Source organism: Arsenophonus endosymbiont of Crataerina pallida (assembly GCF_964020125.1).
GTDB lineage: Bacteria > Pseudomonadota > Gammaproteobacteria > Enterobacterales > Enterobacteriaceae > Arsenophonus > Arsenophonus nilaparvatae.
Genome location: NZ_OZ026540.1, coordinates 2,411,089 through 2,429,220, shown reverse-complemented (window position 1 = coordinate 2,429,220; position 18,132 = coordinate 2,411,089). Strand labels below are relative to the sequence as shown.

General features: G+C 37.9%; 12 protein-coding genes and 4 pseudogenes. 4 read left to right on the top strand and 12 right to left on the bottom strand.

Going from position 1 to position 18,132, the window contains the following annotated elements; all coding sequences use genetic code 11:
- Positions 1 to 133 precede the first annotated feature (133 nt).
- Positions 134 to 640, bottom strand: a pseudogene (gene pspF, locus AACL31_RS12875) (phage shock protein operon transcriptional activator); the annotation flags it as partial.
- A 529-nt stretch (positions 641 to 1,169) separates the two neighbouring features.
- On the opposite strand from pspF, the gene AACL31_RS12870 reads away from it, so the two are divergent.
- Positions 1,170 to 1,406 carry a major outer membrane lipoprotein gene (locus AACL31_RS12870; RefSeq protein WP_310512805.1) on the top strand — a complete coding sequence of 79 codons (237 nt, stop codon included), beginning with the start codon at positions 1,170 to 1,172 and terminating at the stop codon, positions 1,404 to 1,406.
- Between the two features lie 174 nt (positions 1,407 to 1,580).
- On the opposite strand, the gene AACL31_RS12865 is transcribed toward AACL31_RS12870, so the two are convergent.
- The 9 genes and pseudogenes from AACL31_RS12865 to ydiJ all read right to left on the bottom strand — a co-directional run bounded on the left by AACL31_RS12865 (position 1,581) and on the right by ydiJ (position 12,055).
- Positions 1,581 to 2,498: a L,D-transpeptidase family protein gene (locus AACL31_RS12865; RefSeq protein WP_310512814.1), complete on the bottom strand. Its 918-nt coding sequence runs from the start codon at positions 2,496 to 2,498 to the stop codon at positions 1,581 to 1,583.
- A gap of 79 nt (positions 2,499 to 2,577) precedes the next feature.
- Positions 2,578 to 3,006, bottom strand: a complete 429-nt coding sequence (gene sufE / locus AACL31_RS12860) for a cysteine desulfuration protein SufE (RefSeq protein WP_310512815.1) — start codon at positions 3,004 to 3,006, stop codon at positions 2,578 to 2,580.
- 31 nt (positions 3,007 to 3,037) lie between these two features.
- The gene (gene sufS / locus AACL31_RS12855; RefSeq protein ID WP_310512806.1) at positions 3,038 to 4,294 is read right to left on the bottom strand and encodes a cysteine desulfurase SufS; all 1,257 of its coding nucleotides are present in this window, start codon (positions 4,292 to 4,294) and stop codon (positions 3,038 to 3,040) included.
- Position 4,295: 1 nt separating this feature from the next.
- Positions 4,296 to 5,615 (bottom strand): Fe-S cluster assembly protein SufD, encoded by a 1,320-nt coding sequence (sufD, locus tag AACL31_RS12850; protein WP_310512807.1) that lies wholly within the window; start codon positions 5,613 to 5,615, stop codon positions 4,296 to 4,298.
- Complete coding sequence (gene sufC, locus AACL31_RS12845; RefSeq protein WP_310512808.1) at positions 5,590 to 6,336, bottom strand: Fe-S cluster assembly ATPase SufC; 747 nt, start codon at positions 6,334 to 6,336, stop codon at positions 5,590 to 5,592. The genes sufD and sufC overlap by 26 nt, the downstream gene beginning before the upstream one ends.
- A 44-nt stretch (positions 6,337 to 6,380) precedes the next feature.
- Complete coding sequence (gene sufB, locus AACL31_RS12840; RefSeq protein WP_310512809.1) at positions 6,381 to 7,880, bottom strand: Fe-S cluster assembly protein SufB; 1,500 nt, start codon at positions 7,878 to 7,880, stop codon at positions 6,381 to 6,383.
- A 12-nt stretch (positions 7,881 to 7,892) separates the two neighbouring features.
- Positions 7,893 to 8,264 carry a Fe-S cluster assembly scaffold SufA gene (gene sufA / locus AACL31_RS12835; RefSeq protein WP_310512816.1) on the bottom strand — a complete coding sequence of 124 codons (372 nt, stop codon included), beginning with the start codon at positions 8,262 to 8,264 and terminating at the stop codon, positions 7,893 to 7,895.
- A 325-nt stretch (positions 8,265 to 8,589) separates the two neighbouring features.
- The gene (locus AACL31_RS12830; RefSeq protein WP_310512810.1) at positions 8,590 to 9,000 is read right to left on the bottom strand and encodes a hotdog fold thioesterase; all 411 of its coding nucleotides are present in this window, start codon (positions 8,998 to 9,000) and stop codon (positions 8,590 to 8,592) included.
- A pseudogene (gene ydiJ, locus AACL31_RS12825) lies at positions 8,997 to 12,055 on the bottom strand (D-2-hydroxyglutarate dehydrogenase YdiJ). Before ydiJ ends, AACL31_RS12830 begins: the two are co-directional and overlap by 4 nt.
- Positions 12,056 to 12,269: 214 nt before the next feature.
- On the opposite strand from ydiJ, the gene AACL31_RS12820 reads away from it, so the two are divergent.
- From AACL31_RS12820 to AACL31_RS12810, 3 genes are all read left to right on the top strand, one after another.
- The gene (locus AACL31_RS12820) at positions 12,270 to 12,698 is read left to right on the top strand and encodes an AI-2E family transporter (RefSeq protein ID WP_339053202.1); all 429 of its coding nucleotides are present in this window, start codon (positions 12,270 to 12,272) and stop codon (positions 12,696 to 12,698) included.
- On the top strand, positions 12,647 to 13,681 hold the full coding sequence (locus AACL31_RS12815) for a hypothetical protein (protein ID WP_339053203.1): 1,035 nt from the start codon (positions 12,647 to 12,649) through the stop codon (positions 13,679 to 13,681). The genes AACL31_RS12820 and AACL31_RS12815 overlap by 52 nt, the downstream gene beginning before the upstream one ends.
- 156 nt (positions 13,682 to 13,837) lie before the next feature.
- Complete coding sequence (locus AACL31_RS12810) at positions 13,838 to 14,584, top strand: hypothetical protein (RefSeq protein ID WP_310512009.1); 747 nt, start codon at positions 13,838 to 13,840, stop codon at positions 14,582 to 14,584.
- 138 nt (positions 14,585 to 14,722) lie between these two features.
- Here AACL31_RS12810 and AACL31_RS12805 read toward each other — a convergent pair.
- Both AACL31_RS12805 and mgtE read right to left on the bottom strand, forming a co-directional pair.
- Positions 14,723 to 16,043, bottom strand: a pseudogene (locus AACL31_RS12805) (MFS transporter).
- 503 nt (positions 16,044 to 16,546) lie between these two features.
- Positions 16,547 to 18,008 (bottom strand): annotated as a pseudogene (gene mgtE, locus AACL31_RS12800) (magnesium transporter).
- Between the last annotated feature and the right edge of the window lie 124 nt (positions 18,009 to 18,132).

Genomic DNA, 18,132 nt, shown 5'->3' with positions numbered 1-18,132 from the left:
ACCAACTGCTTTGCTAACGTTATTGATAATTATAGTAACTTTAATTTATTGCTGACACGATATTGCTTAGATTGTTGCCAGTGGTTTAATTTTCTTGCCAGCATCGGATGGCCACTTTCTCGATTACTAATTCTTATTTGTTATTTTGATTCTCTGGCAAGTTATGTTTTTTCAGTAGTCCCCTTAATTGGTGATAAGTTAATTTTAATTGTGAAGCGGCCAAGCGCTGATTAAACTGGCTTATTTGTAATGCCTGTTCGAGCAAATTTTTTTCTGCCACCTGCTGCCATTGTTTCAAATCAATGGGAAGTTGAGGTAGTTCATCGTTTTCTTTTGTTACCACCGACATCATTGACTCATTAGCAAAGGGATTGAAGACAATCAAATCTAATGGTTCAGCTCTATCGCCATGACGATAGACGGAACGCTCAATAACATTCTTTAATTCACGTACATTACCCGGCCAGGGATAAGCTGACAGGTTTTTTTGTGCTTTAACAGTAAATCCAGGGAAAAAAGAGAGATTGAGCTCACGGCACATATTAATTGCGAAATGTTCAGCCAGTAACATAATATCGGCTAATCGCTCACGTAAGGGCGGAATGTGGATGACATCAAAGGCCAGACGGTCAAGTAGATCGAATAGCGGGGAATTTATTTTTTCTTTTTTTAATAAAGAAAAATTAGAGCGCTAATATCTAATATTGGTAATTTATAATCAAAAAACCTATTAATCATTTTTGCCATTTAGCATTTATTTAAGACGCATTCTATTAGCCAAAAATTAATATTTCCAGCCCAAAAGATCATAATCGACATGTTATTTAAAAAATAACTGTTATCGCATTAATTTTATTTTATATTTGCAATAAAAAATAATTGACAAAATAACGCCATGAGATAATTAAAAATTGCCGTCTACTCAAGCAAAATGAACAAAAAACAAACAAATTTATTGTCTTTTCTTAATTTTATTAAACAACTTGTCAGATTTTAAGTAGAAAATATTCTAATTAAGTACTAGCATAAGAATAAGTAAGTATTCTGCCTGAATTTGAAAAAGATCTAATAATTCAAAGTTAGAGACAGAAATTTATTCTCTGTTTTACCAGGAATGTGCAATACTTACCTTGCTACTTGGAGATTAACTAAATCTAGAGGGTAATATAATGAAGCGTACTAAAGTTGTACTGGGCTCTATCGTTTTGGCTTCTTCTTTGTTAGCAGGCTGTTCAAACAGTAGCCAAATTAACAAACTGTCCTCAGATGTACAAACGTTAAACGGTAAAGTCGATCAACTATCCAATGACGTTCAGTCATTACGTACTGATGTTCAGACTGCTAAAGATGAAGCTGCTCGTGCTAATCAACGTTTGGATAATCAAGTACGTAGATATAAAAAGTAATCCAGTTGCATTTAACGGATCACTCGATATAATAATAAGGCACCCGATGGGTGCCTTATTATTTATTACATACAACTAATTTTTAATAATACCATTATCTGATTATTAATTAATTCACTATTTTTTATAAAATAGAGTAAATCTACTCATAATACATCGCCATCTAATATTAATTTAGCTCTTATTTACCCTAACCGGCATTCCTGAGCGACGTGCTACGGCTTGAGCAACTAATCTCTGATCAATACCAGGTTGTTGCAAAAATGCCTTAAACTCATTGCTATATACTAATGGCATCGTTTGCGGATCATCAGATTCACGTTTAGATAATGGTTGGTGAACTTCGATGTAATAGCTTCCATCTGGCTCTTTAGAGTACTTAATCGGTTCATTAATTACCTGTACGCGAGTTCCTACCGGTATAGAGTAGAATAATGCTTGTATATCCTCAGGTCTTAAACGAATACAACCGGAACTAACACGTAATCCAATACCAAAATTGGCATTAGTACCATGGATCAAATATTGTCCCTTACCATAAGATAATCGCAAGGCATAAAGCCCCATAGGATTATCAGGCCCGGCTGAAAATACCGCCGGCAAAATAACGCCATCGGCAGCATAACGTTTACGGATATTCGGCGTTGGTGTCCAGGTTGGATTTTTAATTAATTGACTAACAGTCGTCACCATTTTAGGCGTATTGGCGCCCAATTGGCCGATACCAATAGGGTAAACCATGACTCTATTGCTTCCTTTAGGAAAATAATACAGTCGCAATTCGGCTAAATTAACGATGATACCATCACGCTTAGTCGCAGGTAATAACATTTGCGATGGAATAATCAATGTTTTACCCGCTTTAGGTAAATATGGATCGGTTCCTGGATTAGCTTCCAACATACCCAGCAAACCTATCTGAAATTCACTTGCAATAGCTTCCAGTGGACGCCCATCATTAGGCACCACATAATGACTATTTTCACCAATTAAGCGTGCTGTAGTGGATGGCAAGGAGTATTCAGCAGCACTGACATTGAAAGTCAGCCCGCTTAAAAACAACAAGCCGATAAAAAATAGAATTCTCTTTATACTTTTCCTCCTAAGGAACGTACAAAGTTTATCGGATGAATAAGCGTCACTTTAATAATATCAGTAGTTAACTAAATGTTTAAGTGCTTGATTGGATAATTTTTTCGGCTCGCTGACGGATTGTTCTGATCATAGCATGCAATCCCTGGCTTCTTGATGGCGTTAAATGCTGCTCCAATGACAACTTTTGAAAAAATGTTTTGCTATCTGTGGTCAAAATTTGTTGTCCGGTTTTATTTTGAAAAATAATTATTACTAATGCAATCAATCCCTTAACTATAGCAGCATCGCTGTCACCAGCAAATTGGATCCTACCGTCACTATCTGGCTCCATAACAATCCAAACCTGGCTTTGACAACCTGAGACCTGATTTTTCACTTGTTTTTGTCTATCGCTAAGAGGTAATAATTTTTCCCCTAATTCAATTAAATAAAGATATCGCTCTTCCCAGTTTTGACAACGTGAAAAATTACGCAACAATTTATTCTCATCAGGCAAGGCTGACATCATTCTACCCTTATATGTACTTTAAAACAGATTAAGTTAGTAATTTTTCAATATGTTGTAGTTTTTCAACCAAAATATCAATCTCTTCTTTAGTAGTATAAACCGCTAGCGAAGCTCGACACATAGCTGGTACTTGATAAAAATCCATCAATGGCAACGCACAATGGTGGCCTGTCCGTATTGCAATCGCATAATTATCTAAAAAACTACCGACATCATAAGCATGATGCTCGCCTAAATTGAAGGCAATAACTCCCTGGCGCTCATCTGAGCCGTAAAGACGCAAAGAGTTTACCGTACTTAAACGCTGATTGGCATACTGCATTAATGCGGTTTCATGAGCAGATATTTGTTGATAACCAATATTATTAACATAACGTAAAGCCTCACCTAAACCAATAATGCCAACAATATTGGGTGTGCCTGCTTCAAATCGCCATGGCGCCTTTTCGTAAGTGATATTTATTATTGCTGGCTCAGATAACGTCATACTCACTTTATCAATCATGGCTCCTCCACCTTGCCAAGGTGGTAAAGCATTTAATAATGCCTTTTTGCCATATAAAACACCAATACCAGTAGGTCCATACAGTTTGTGACCGGAAAAAACATAAAAATCACAATCTAAATCTTGGACATCAATCATTTGGTGCATAATACTTTGCGCACCATCAAGCAAAATATGCAATTGTGCTGCTTTTTGCTCTGCACATTGGCGCGCATAGGCAATAATCTGTTTTGCTGGATTAACAGTTCCCAAAACATTCGACATGTGGGTAAAAGAGAGTAACCGAGTCCGGCTATCGATTAGCCTATCTAATTGTTCAAAAATTAATTTCCCATCATTATCAATAGGTAATATACGAATATCAAAACCAATCTGGCCTGCAAGCAGATGCCAAGGAACTATATTAGCGTGATGTTCCATTTGGCTAATGATAATATTATCGCCTGGTTTGATAAAACCATGTCCATAACTATTAGCAATTAAATTTATGCCTTCCGTTGTTCCTTTAACAAAAACAATTTCTTCAGAATCAGCTGCATGAATAAAATCAGCGACTTGCTGACGAACATTTTCCACCATCTCCGTGGCTTCACTACTCAAGCGATGGATCCCTCGGTGTACCGCCGCATAGTGATGACAAAGAAATTGCCTTTCCTTTTCTATCACTTGGAGCGGTTTTTGCGCACTGGCAGCACTATCCAAATAAACCAACGGTTGATCGTTGATTTTTTCTGCCAGCATAGGAAAATCTTTGCGAATGGATGCCGCTGAAAATGTCATATTAAATCCCTGCCAAGCGCTGCTGAATAATATCCATTACCTTGTTACTTACAGCTTCACTATCAATAGCTTTGATGACTTCAGCTGCAAAGGCCACCATAATCATATGTTTTGCATCATTGAGATGAATACCCCGTGAACGTAAATAAAACAGGTGTTCATCATCAATCCGGCCTACTGTAGCGCCATGACTACACTTAACATCATCAGCATAAATTTCTAACTGCGGTTTGGTGTCAATTTCGGCTTGTTTACCTAATAATAAATTATTATTTGTCATTTGGCCATCGGTTTTAAGTGCCTGTGGCGCAACTTTAATCATACCATTAAAAACAGCTTTACTTTCATCCTGCACGATCGTTTTATGCAACTGGCGACTTTCACAAAATGGCTGATTATGTTCAAGATAAGTTCTGGTATCAACAATTTCTCTATTTTGTGGCAACAATAAGCTATTGAGTGTTAATCTGCTACCCGCTCCATTTAATTTCACACTGGTATGATGGCGAAGTAATGCTGAGCCGATAAAAATACCACTACTGTTTATTTGACTATCTCGACCTGACAAGATGTCATTATGGGCAAAATGGTGACTTTGGTTGTTTTCAACGCTAAGTTTAATATGACTAAAATGACTATTATCACCTATATTAGCGGTCAATCGACTGCCTGTCAGATGCGGCTTATCATCAACAGAAACAAAATGTTCAACAACCTGCGATTTGCAATTGGCACCAATCTCTAAATGATAGCGATAGTGACTAGTATTAACATAATTATGGTGATTTGAACCAGAGGTAATATTCAATATATAGAGCGGTTTTTCTACCTGTTGATTAGCGGCCAATTTAATCATTAGGGGTTGAGCGGCCAGACTCTCAGTTAAATACAGGAATATTTCATCGGTCACGATAGGCGCTGGAAGCTGTGCTTGCGCATCCATCATTTGAATTTGATAAGGACCAAAGTTATCACTACTTAAGTCAGGGATAAGACATCCATCAAACAAAACAATTCGCCAGCCGTCAAGGGAGATAGCCAGCTGTTTTAATTGCTCAGCAGTAATTGTGTTAACTTTATCACTATTTAATTGGTATTGAGCGTTAAGTACTTTTGCCAACGGCGTATAATGCCACTCTTCATGGCGAAATGGCGGAAAACCAATTTTCTCTACCTGCTGCCAATAGGCCTGAGCTTGTTTTTCATTTGCTCTCTTACTGGCATAAAAAAGTGTCGCAAAGCTTTTTAGCGCCTGTTGATTTAACTTTGTGACTTGCTGCTGTTTTTCTGCTCTTTCACTGTTGGTCAATAAGCCAGCCATAGCCTTGTACCTCCAGTTTTTTGGCCAAGGTAAAATCACCTGATTGAATAATTTTGCCTTGATGGAGAACATGAACAAAATCAGGCTGTACATAATCCAAAATACGCTGATAGTGAGTAACGATGATAAAAGCTCTTTCAGGGCTACGAAGTGAGTTCACGCCATTAGCCACAACTTTTAAGGCATCAATATCAAGACCCGAGTCAGTTTCATCTAAAATACATAACTCAGGCTCTAACGCTGCCATCTGTAAAATATCATTGCGCTTTTTTTCTCCACCAGAGAAACCGACATTTACTGATCGAGTAAGTAAATCTTTCGGCATATCAAGTAGTTCAATTTTATCTTCAATAAAATCCTGAAAATCAAATCTATCTAGTGGTGGCTGCTTACGATACTCTCTTACTGCATTAACCGAGGTTTGTAAGAAAAATTGATTACTTACGCCAGGAATTTCCACTGGATATTGAAAGGCTAAAAATATACCTTCTCCTGCACGTTCTTCCGGCGATAACTCAAGCAAATTTTTATTTTTGAATAGAATTTCACCCTGTTCTACTTGATATTCTTCACGTCCTGCCAGTGTCGCTGATAATGTACTCTTGCCTGATCCATTAGGCCCCATGATTGCATGTACTTCACCCGCTTTTACTTCTAGATTTAATCCGTTAAGAATTTGATTACCTTCAATACTGACATTTAAATTTTTAACACTTAACATTTCATTGGCCTTTGAATAACTGAGTATTCTTTTAATAGGAACCATCAACCCACACTATGCTCCAAACTAATTGCTAACAATTTTTGTGCTTCAACGGCAAACTCTAATGGTAATTCAGAAAAGACATCTTTACAGAAACCATTTACGATCATCGAAATGGCGTCATCCTCACTAATACCTCGTTGCAAACAATAAAAGAGTTGATCTTCACCAATACGAGATGTTGTAGCTTCATGCTCTAACTGTGCGCTACTATTTTTTACTTCAATATAAGGAAAAGTATGCGCGCCACATTGAGTGCCAATTAACATAGAATCACATTGGGTATAATTTCTGGCATTTTCTGCCGTCGGTAAAATCTTTACTAAACCGCGGTAACTATTTTGACTACGACCAGCTGAGATCCCTTTAGAGATGATGGTGGAATGCGTATTCTTACCAATATGGATCATTTTTGTACCGGTATCAGCCTGTTGATTACCATTGGTTAATGCCACTGAAAAGAATTCCCCCACCGAATTATCCCCTTGCAAAATAACACTAGGATATTTCCAAGTAATAGCCGAACCTGTTTCAGACTGTGTCCAGGACATTTTGGCATTCTCACCCTCGCATAAGGCGCGTTTGGTGACAAAGTTTAAAATGCCACCGGTTTCACTTTCACCACCTGAAAACCAGTTTTGTACGGTAGAATATTTTACTTCAGCATCTTTATGAATAATAACTTCAACTACCGCAGCATGTAATTGATAGCTATCTCGCACCGGAGCAGAGCATCCTTCAATATAACTAACGTAACTACCTTCATCAGCAATCAAGATAGTGCGCTCAAACTGACCGGTCTTAGCTGAATTAATACGGAAATAGGTTGATAATTCCATCGGGCAACGAACTCCTTTTGGCACATAAACAAATGTCCCATCAGAAGCGACAGCAGAATTTAATGCCGCAAAAAAATTGTCTCGATTAGAAACGACCGTACCAATATATTTTTTTACTAACTCAGGATACTGTTGGATAGCTTCACCAAAAGAGCAAAAAATAATACCCAGTTTCGCTAATTCGCTACGATAAGTTGTTGAAACAGAAACAGAGTCAAAAATAGCATCTACCGCAACCAATTTACCCTCACGGACTGGTACACCAAGTTTATTGAATGCTTCTTCAACTTCGGCGGTCAGATAATTATTGCTATGCTCATCCCCACCCGCTGCCGATGAATCAGTTTCAGTTTGACAAGTATCATCGCAACTATTGCAGGATGGCGCTGCATAATAACTATATTCCTGGTAGTTTAAATCAGGATAATAGCCTTTAAGCCAGTGGGGTTCTTCCATACCCAACCAATGTTGATAAGCCTCTAAACGAAACTGCAACATCCAATCAGGTTCATTACGTTTGGCTGAAATCGCTTTGATGACCTCTTCATTGAGACCTTTAGCTAATTCATCCGTTGCAACCTGAGTGAAAAACCCCTCTTTATAACGATGCTCCGCTATCCATTGTTGAACATCATCACCAATTTCTATATTACGCTGTGACATAATTTAATTCACTTAAATACCAAAGCTTTCACCACAACCACAAGCGTGTTGAGCCTTAGGATTATTAAATTTGAATACTTGATTAAGTCCCTCACGAACATAATCAACCTCAGTACCATCAATAAATGGCATTGCTTTTAGAGGAACAAAAAGTTTGGCGCCATTATTTTCAAACAGCAAATATTCTTTAGTTGGATTATCTATCAATGTAATGACATAACCAAATCCTGCACAACCTGATTGCTTGATATTAAGAGATAATCCCTGACTAGCAGGATTTTTTTTCATTAATTTAAGAATTTGAGCAGCTGCTTTATCGGTTATGGTAAGGCCCTGCCAAGTTGTTTCATTCAAAGAAAAAGTATCAACATGCTCTGCCATTATTGACCTCACAAAACTAATATTTTGACTAGATTACACTATCAATGTAACTAGACTTTTTTTGTTTAATATTATATATGGTAATGATAACATTTCTCACTTCAACCATTTATTTTAAGCGGATATTTTTATTAGAGTGTTTTTTCAGCAAAAAGTGGCGTTTATTTTACTGTTTTTTTACGATTCCTAATTTATCAATCATATTAACATGTTGATAAACATTAAAAAAATAAAATAAACTCGCAAATTCAGCAATATTTAACGTGACGAACAAAGTATCGCTAAATCATCGAGTTTTTGTCGTTTAGTTATCTTTAAGTGCTAATCATTAAATGATTACTGTTGTCAAACGACAAATACAACTCAGTCTTAATTGTTCATCAAAGATTTTTATCGACCAGACTTGTCGCCGGCGACCTAGATGAATTGCACTACATACGCCACGTACTTTTCCTGAAGATACCGGCCTAATATGGCTAGCATTAATTTCGGTGCCAACTACTTTTTGATTATCTTGAGTGCAGAGATAACCAGCTATCGAGCCTAACGATTCGGCTAATACCACCGAAGCACCACCATGTAGTAATCCAAACGGCTGCATGGTACTTTGATCAACCGGCATTGTTGCTTCAATAGTATCGTCACTGATACTTAACATAACAATCCCTAAATGGGATAACATGCTGTTATCACTCCAACTATTAATTTCTTCGAGGGTATAAGAACGCTGCCAAATCATTTAAATATCTCCAATAACGCTTGTAAAGGATGTTTTATTGTTTCATTTTCAATTCGTTTTACTTGACTGCGACAAGAGTAACCTGTTGCTAGACAACGTGTTTTGGGTAATTTTTGTAATCGATTTCCCCAAGATAAGGCATAAATTCCCTTTGAATTAGCCAGATGTTTAACCTCATGACCATAAGTTCCTGCCATGCCGCAACAACCAACATTAACATTAATAAGTTGACGACCAAACTGAGCAAAAATTTTAATCCATTGTTGGGCACTATCAGCTAACAATGACATTTCGGTACAATGCCCTAATAGATACCATTTTTCAGCCGTTAACTTCGCTGCTGGCTTTGGCGCTAATACTGTCATCAGCCACTCATTAACTAATTTAACTTCGAATTTATCCCGTTTATTACCAAGGATCTGGCTATATTCATCGCGATAACAGAGCACTAAGGCTGGATCAATACCGACCATCGGAATTGATAATTGCGCTAAGCGGTTAAGAAAATCCGCTGTTTTTTGCGCTGTTTTGGCAAAACGGGTTAAATATCCTTTAATATGCAACGCTTTTCCATTAGCAGAAAATGGCAACAATATAGGCCGATAACCTAATATTTCAATTAAATGTATAAAATCTGCAACTACCCTTGCATCATAATAACTAGTAAATGGATCTTGGACGACAAAAACAAATTGGCTGCGAGTCTCTTCAGGTAAGCTTTCTAATTGTGGCAATGACAGAGACAATGCTGCATGACCAGCCAATTGTTGTTGTAAACTGGGTGTAGACAGTTGAGGAAAATCCGTTAGTCCAATCACCTTGTGACCTAGGGTTTGTATCCACCCTTGCCGTAATATAAAATTAAACCAGCGTGGTTGTTTTGCCATCAGCGGCAAAGTTAATTCAATATTGGCAACCACGTAGTCACTAATTGGTCGCAAATAACGACTATAATAGAGGGCTAAAAATTTTGCCCTAAACGTGGGAACATCAATTTTAACTGGGCATTGGGTTGAACACGCTTTACAGGCTAAACAACCCGCCATCGCCTCTTTTACTTCATGGGGAAAAATCATACTGTCCACTCTTAGCTCGCAAGGTATGGTATAGGCGTGTTATTTTTTGCAGCCAAGAGAGTTTATAACTATTAATATCTTCTGCAAATAACGCTAAGTTTACGCCTTGCTTAACCTGTAATCTTAACCATTCTCGCATTAATGTTGCTCGGCCTTTTGGCGAATGAATTCGTTGCTGGGAAATTTTCATTGAAGGACACATTGGACTATTAACGTCAAAATTAAAGCACAAGCCATTACCATTACAGGCCATAACCTGCTCAAATGTTTCCCTCACTTTGATCGGGATAGTGCGATCATAAGTTCCTCTTTTTACAGCATCGATAGGCATTAACGGGAGCGCTACATTAATTGATGAGCATATTTTTCCTGGGTTTAATTGATTAAAGGGATCAAATGCGGTTTTAATTTGACAGAGTATTTGATAAAGCTTTTCACCAAAAAATTGTGGGCCATAGGCGGAGCGAAAACCTTTACCGTGTTCCCCCCATAATAAGCCGCCATATTTAGCAGTAAGTTGAGCAATTTGATCTGAAATTTGTTTCATTAATACTTCTTGTTGAGGATCACACATATCCATCACCGGGCGAACATGTAATACCCCTGCATCAACATGTCCAAACATGCCATAAGCTAAATTATTGCGGTCAAGCAACGCACGAAATTCAGCAATGTAATCGGCTAAATGCTCCGGTGGCACGCAAGTATCCTCTACGAACGGTATCGGTTTTGCTAATCCTTTGGTATTAGCCAACAGGCCAACTGCTTTTTTTCTCATTCGTATAGATATTTTCAATATCTGCTAATTGATGGCATATATGATAATCAAGGATCCCCGAATTACCGGCTTGAATTAACTTATCCAATTGTGAACATAAACGGGTTAATTGTTGATTAATTTTTTCTTCACTATCCCCACTAAATTCAACAATATTTAATGCTGATAATTTTTTGTCATCAACATCGTTAATTAATTTACTCACTGAATGCCAGATAATATCATCACGCGCTAAAGAGAGGATTTTAGTATCAACCGTTTCCACTGATAATGCTTTGGCTGCCACCATAACTGGTGCATTCCGTAACGCTGAATCAAATGAGTCATACTTTATATTAACTAATCGTCTTATTTTAGGTAATGGAGTAATATTTAGCTTAGCTTCGATAATGAAAGCCAGCGTCCCTTCAGAGCCGGTTAAAATTCGGGTTAAATCAAATTGCGTCATAGTATCGTCAAACACGTGTCGCAAATCATAACCGGTTAAAAATCTATTTAATCGCGGAAATTTAGCCAAAATTAGCTGTCGCTGCTGACGACAATGGTGATAAACGGTGCTATATATGCGACCAATAGTTGATTGCTGCTGTGAAAAACGCTCCGCCAACTCAACTGTCATCGGATAGGTTTCTAATACCTCTCCACCAAGTAAAATAGCTTTAACACTCAGTACATGATCCGATGTTTTACCATAAACTAATGAGCCTTGACCTGAGGCATCAGTATTGATCATGCCACCCAAAGTGGCTCGGTTACTGGTTGATAATTCAGGTGAAAAGAAATAACCATAAGGTGCCAAAAATTGGTTAAGTTGATCTTTTATCACACCAGCTTCGACTCTAACCCATTTTTCTGCCACATTAATTTGCAAAATTTTTTGCATATAGCGCGACATATCAACCACAATGCCTTCAGTCAAAGCCTGGCCATTGGTCCCTGTGCCACCACCTCTGGGTGTAAAGGTTAATGACTGAAATTGTTTATCAATGGCAAGTTTCGCCAACAATTGAACATCGCTAGTCGAACGTGGATAGACAACAGCTTGAGGTGTAAGTTGATAAATACTATTATCTGTTGCCATTGATAAACGTTCAGCATAACTGGTGGTTAAATCTCCGCTAAAACCTCGGTCTTTTAATGTCGTTAAATAGGTTGTTATCTGCTGACTGATTTGATGAGCGCGTCCTATACGTGGGATCATTATACTAGTAACTCTTTTTAATTAGTGTTCACTTTGCAATTTATGTACTATCTTTAATTGAGAGTACATACCAGACAAAATTTGGTAATTAACATTTTGTAAACAATACAATTTCCATCATCACCCTACTTTTATTAGATACAAAAAACATGATTAATCATGTAATAGACAATTGATAATATGCACCCATCATTCTTTATAATCAGGCTAATATATGGAAAAAGCGCAATCCCCTAATGATTTACCCAAATTCATTTTTAGCATAATTGCTATTTTATTGATGATAGCTGCATGTTTTTGGGTATTGAAACCATTCATACTTGGTTTTCTCTGGGCAGGCATGGTGGTTATTGCAACCTGGCCATTATTTAAAAAAATTGAAAGTAAACTATGGCATAAAAAATGGCTAGCAAGTATAGCGATGACTCTATTAGTAATATTATTATTTGTTATTCCTTTTGCAATACTAATTGGTAGCATTATTCAAAACAGTGGCCCACTGATTGAATGGGCAAAATCACCAACTGAAATTAGATTACCCGAGCTATTGTGGTTAAAAAACCTACCCTTTATAGGTAATAAACTCTTTGCTTGCTTAAAACTATCGATAGTATTGAGCCCATCTATAATAAGAAGAAGATAGCATTAGTTCATCAGCTGATTGATTCATTAGACAAACGTCCTACAAACGTTTCACTATCATCAGTAGTAAACTCCTTATTAGAGACTTTTGCTAAAGCGCCCTATAACCAGGATCAGAAAATTATTAACTGGCTTAATAATAACATATTGCCGTCTTATCTGGCGAAATATGCTGTCAGCACGATGCCGGCACAAACTGCTCCTGTTTTGACAATCTTGCTAAACTGTTTTACTCACCAACCGCAAATGATGGTTAGTCATAATGGTGCCTTTGTTCAGTTGATTTCACAAGCGATGGCGGGTGAGAGTAACTATAAAGAACAGGCTGAAATCCTGTATAACAGTTATCTGCAAGATAACCGTGTTGAGCCTTATACTAAAGGTGATTTCGGTGATTATGCTGGCAAACCTGATTGGTCTAATAAAGAGGCGGATAATTTTATTCTGCTCTCTGCCAAGCCAGATAGTCACTATGCTATGTTAATGTCGCAAAACCAGCTACAGCGGATGTTAGGTATTCAGTCAGCGCAACCAGAGAATATCAATTGGCATGGCTTTTATCTCTATCAAGGGCAAGACAATATTGGCCCGGCAGATTATCGTTTAGATGATCTTTTTGAACATCATTTTAAATTATTTGCGTCTAACTATCTATTTCAACAGCAGCAAGCCAAATTTAGCCAATTATTAGCAACTTTAGCGTTAGGTAAATTGCAAACCACCTTTCAAACCGCAACAACGCAAAGCTCATCTGCAATTAAATTAATCGATTTTGACAGTCAAGCTAAACTGGCCGCGATATTTGACAATAAGTTTAAGCAATACATAGAAAATGGCGTAATAGGTTATTGCTTAACTCTACCACTGATGATAGTGAAGTATTTGAGGAGCGTTTATCTAACGAGTCGATTAATTGATGTACCAGCTCTATTTTCTTGTCATTATATTTATTATCAATACTGTCGATGGTTGTTAGTAAACTAAAATCATTATTGATATGGTTAAGATAAGTATCTAATCGAGTTTCATCCCAAAACGGTAAAGCGATATTACCTAGCTTGGCACCAGTTAAATCGGCGCCATTCAGTTTAGCACCAAGCATATTAGCTTGACTTAAGTTAGCAAGGTAGTGATTGGGCTATGTTGGTTTCGCAAAACCAGTTACAGCAGATGTTAGATATTAGGTTAGCGCAACAAGTGAATATGAACTGGCATGGTTTCTATCTCTATCAAGGGCAAGAGAATATTGGCCCGGCGAATTATCTGTTAGATGATCTTTTTCAGCATCATTTTATATTATTTGCCTCCAGCTATCAGTTTTGCCAACAGCAAATGTGTTTTATTAAATTACTGGATTCTTTAGAATTGGGTGATTTGCGCGCCACTTTTGAAACAGCAACCAAACAATCTTCTTCTGCCTTTAAATTAATCGGTTTTGATAACGACGCTAAACTAAAAACAATATTTGCCAATAAGTTTAACCAATATGTTGAAAAAGATATAACCTATTATTGTTTAACAGATGAATATGCGACACAATTATTAGCTACCTATCAGCTTACGGACGCTACTCCACAAAGACAAGCTGAAGTTCTGTTATGTTTGTCAGCTTTATTTTGTAAGTATTCTTCTAGTGCCTTATTTGGCACTGAATACGATTCACCGCTGCCATTGAGATATTTTGCCTTTGCTTTAATGGAGCAAGCATATCGACTAGCGCCAACAACATTGGGTTCTGAAGAACAGTATCGAGATTGGACTAATAGATTATTAGGCCATGAGAGAGAGTTCACCTGTTCGGCAGTGCTATCAAATATGATGGTTACTTATATTAAGGCCCATTTTCCAACCATCATTGCCGGCATCATGCCGCCAGCCTGGCGCTGATGGATGTTGGTGAAATTAAGATTTTTTATGGTTGTATAAAGTGCATCAGTCTAATAAATGATGTACTTTTTTATTATTAAGCCAGAAGTTATTAACCACTTAGCAGCGAGTAAAAGCGGATATTATTGCCCGTTAGATTTATTTTGCCGGCTGATGTTGCCACCCTTGATATGCTAGCGGTAAAAAACCAACCAAGATAGCTAGCACTGCAACGGCACTGACATAATAAACCGGTGCCAGATGAGATTGTTGTAGCCAGAAGCCCGTGATGATCGGCGTTAAACCACCAAAAATTGCATAGGCAATATTGTAGGCAAAAGACAGGCCAGAAAAACGGATTGCAGGTGGAAATGCCCGAGTGCCAATAATCGGGGTTAAAACGACGGCGCCGACGAACAATCCCATAATGCCGTAATAACTACTTAATGTTAAAAATGAAATAGCCGGTGATAGTATGGAATAGAAATAGCTGGCGCTGATGATCAGGCCGCTATAGGCTACTAACATGGTGAGACGGGAGCCAATTTTATCGCTTAAGTAACCCCAAAAAAATACAGCCAACGGTTAACATCAACACTGCAAAGCAATTGGCTTGTAAGGCGCTATTCCGATCGATATGGTAGATGCCGCGTAAAATAACGTCAGGCGTCATTAAAATGATCACGATAATTGAGGTCGATAGAGACCAGGTTAGTAGCGCGGTGATCAAACAAGCCTGCTTATGTGATGTTAAAACAGTCTTAACTGGCAACTCATTACAAAGCGCTCTTTGTGCCGCTAACTCTTTGAATATTGGGGTTTCCTGTAAAAAGCGTCGCAAATAGACAGCAATAAAGCCAAATAACCCGCCGACAATAAACGGAATGCGCCAGGCGAAATCGACAATTTGTTGTTCGGTAAAGTGATATTCAATGATAATGGCAATAATCGAGCCGAGCAAAATACCACCGGTAATGCCTGAAGTCAGCGTTCCAATAGCTCAACCATAACGCTGTTTTGGCGTGTGTTCAGCGATAAACACCCAGGCACCTGGCATTTCTCCGCCAATTGCCGCTCCCTGCATAATACGCATCAAAAGTAATGACAGTGGCGCAGCAATACCAATCGTGGCATAAGTTGGCAATGCTCCTATAACTAAAGTGGGCAGGGCCATCATAAAGATACTCAAACTGAACATGCGCTTACGGCCTATTTTATCGCCGTAGTGTGCCATAATAATGCCACCTAATGGACGAGCTAGATAACCGGCAGCGAATAACCCAAGGGTTGCTATCAGAGCGAGAAATTGATTACCAGCCGGAAAAAAAAGTAGCGAGATGGTTTTGGCATAAAAGACAAAAATAACAAAATCGTAAAACTCAAGTGTACTACCTAACGAAGATAGACCCAGCGTTTTATAATCTTGCCGATTTAGTGGCCTGGCAACAGGCTGACTTTGCGTATTGGTTAGCGATGGCATGTTTTTTTAATCCTTTTTATTAATAGGCAAAATAGTGTATTAATTCGCTGAATAAATCATTCAAACAATAGGTGCAATTTGTTAATTGATTTTATTTTTTAATAATAAAAAATAATGAAATAACAATGATATCTTGATTTAGCGATAATAATTATCTGTTTATCATCCGGCAGTTATAACCAATAATCTGGTTTTTTTCGTCATTGTCTATATAAACATAAAAAGCGGATATTATTTTATCCTACTCTGGATAACCTTTAAACCGGAGAAATATTGGGTTATTTGTTTTTAATTAAATCAATGGTTAGCAAAATCAAGGATGAAATTTAGATAGTAATGCATTCTATTTTAACCATATAAATATATTAATCTGCTATTTTTCAATTGATAGATAGAGAAAAATTTGGCTATTAATTTAAATATATTGAGATAGCAAAGAGGTGTAATAAGTTTTGTTTTAAGGCGCTATTCTAATGTTGCCATGATAGATTAGCGCTGACGATTTAAATTAGAAAAAGAGTGGCTAAACCTAAGAAAATAAAGAAGCCGCCGGTATCAGTAATCGCGGTTATCATCACACTTGAGCCAATGGCCGGATCTCGACCCAGTTTCACCAATTAATGGGATAATAACGCCCATTAATGCGGCCATCATTAAGTTCAATATCATAGCTAAAGTCATCACCGCACCCATCTCAAGGTTACCATAGAGTAAATAGGTGACGATGCCCATGATCCCGCCCCAGACAATACCATTGATCAGCGCGACGCCTAATTCTCTCAGTAACAGAAATGAGAAATTACCAGTTTGGATTTGATGCAAGGCAATTGCTCGAACAATCATAGTGATAGTTTGGTTGCCGGTATTGCCACCAATGCCGGCGACAATAGGCATTAGTGTTGCCAGTGCGACCAGTTGTGAAATGGTATTTTCGAACACACCAATCACTCGTGAGGCAATGAAGGCGGTACAGAGGTTAACGGCAAGCCAGGTCCAGCGAGTTTTTACTGCTTGCCCAACGGGGGCAAAAACATCTTCCTCAGGGCTTAATCCTCCCATGCGCCGGATGTTGCTATCACTCTCTTCATTAAGATTATCAACTATATCTTCAACGGTTAAGCGTCCCATTAATAAACCATTGTTATCAACCACAGCAGCTGAAATCAAATCGTATCGTTCAAAAGCACTTGCAGCGTCTTCTGCTTTTTCGTCAGGCAAGAAGCTCATCGTGGCGGTTTTCATCACATCAGCCACTGTTTTTGTTGGTGATGAGGTTAAAATCGTCGTTAATGGCAATTCCCCTTGCAAGCGATTTTGTATATCGACAATAAAAATTTTATCGGTTGCTTCAGGGATATTACCGCGCTGGCGTAGATAGCGTTGAACAGTTTTCAGGCTAACGTTAGGCCTAACGGTAATAAATTCAAAATCCATCATTTGGCCACCGCTATCTTTAGGATATTGTAGTACCTCACGGATCTGATTACGTAAACTGGGATCAAGGTAAGTCAGTAAACGACGCATTGTGTCGCGCGGTAAGTGTTCGGCAATATAGGCTTGCTCATCAACATGTAGATTAGCAACAGCACGTAGCAACTCTCTATCTGACATGTTCTTGAGTAAACTTTCCCAGACCGAGGTTGAGGCTTCGACTAAAACCTGACCACGTTTATTATTATCAATTAAATACCATAGTGATGAGCGTTCATCATAAGGCAACATTTCTAAAAGATCCGCAATATCGGCTGCATGTAAGGCATGTAATAGTGATTTAATTTGGATGATATTTTTATCGTGCTTTACGATCGATAAGGCTTGTTGTTTGTCGTGTTGGGTGGCTAATATTTTAATCGTCTCTTCATTTTCCATGAAAAGCGTCAAAATATCTTGCCTAATTTGTGCCAGCTTTTGTGAATGTGGATTAATAAGTGAGGTAATATTCGATGAAAAGGCTGGTTGAGACATGGTTATCCTTAAATACTAATAGTCGTAACCTATTATCAGGTATTATCATTTTTAATGACTTTCGATTAAATGCACACATTATTTAAACAACTACTATCAGCAGCAGGATAAATAAGTTATTGAA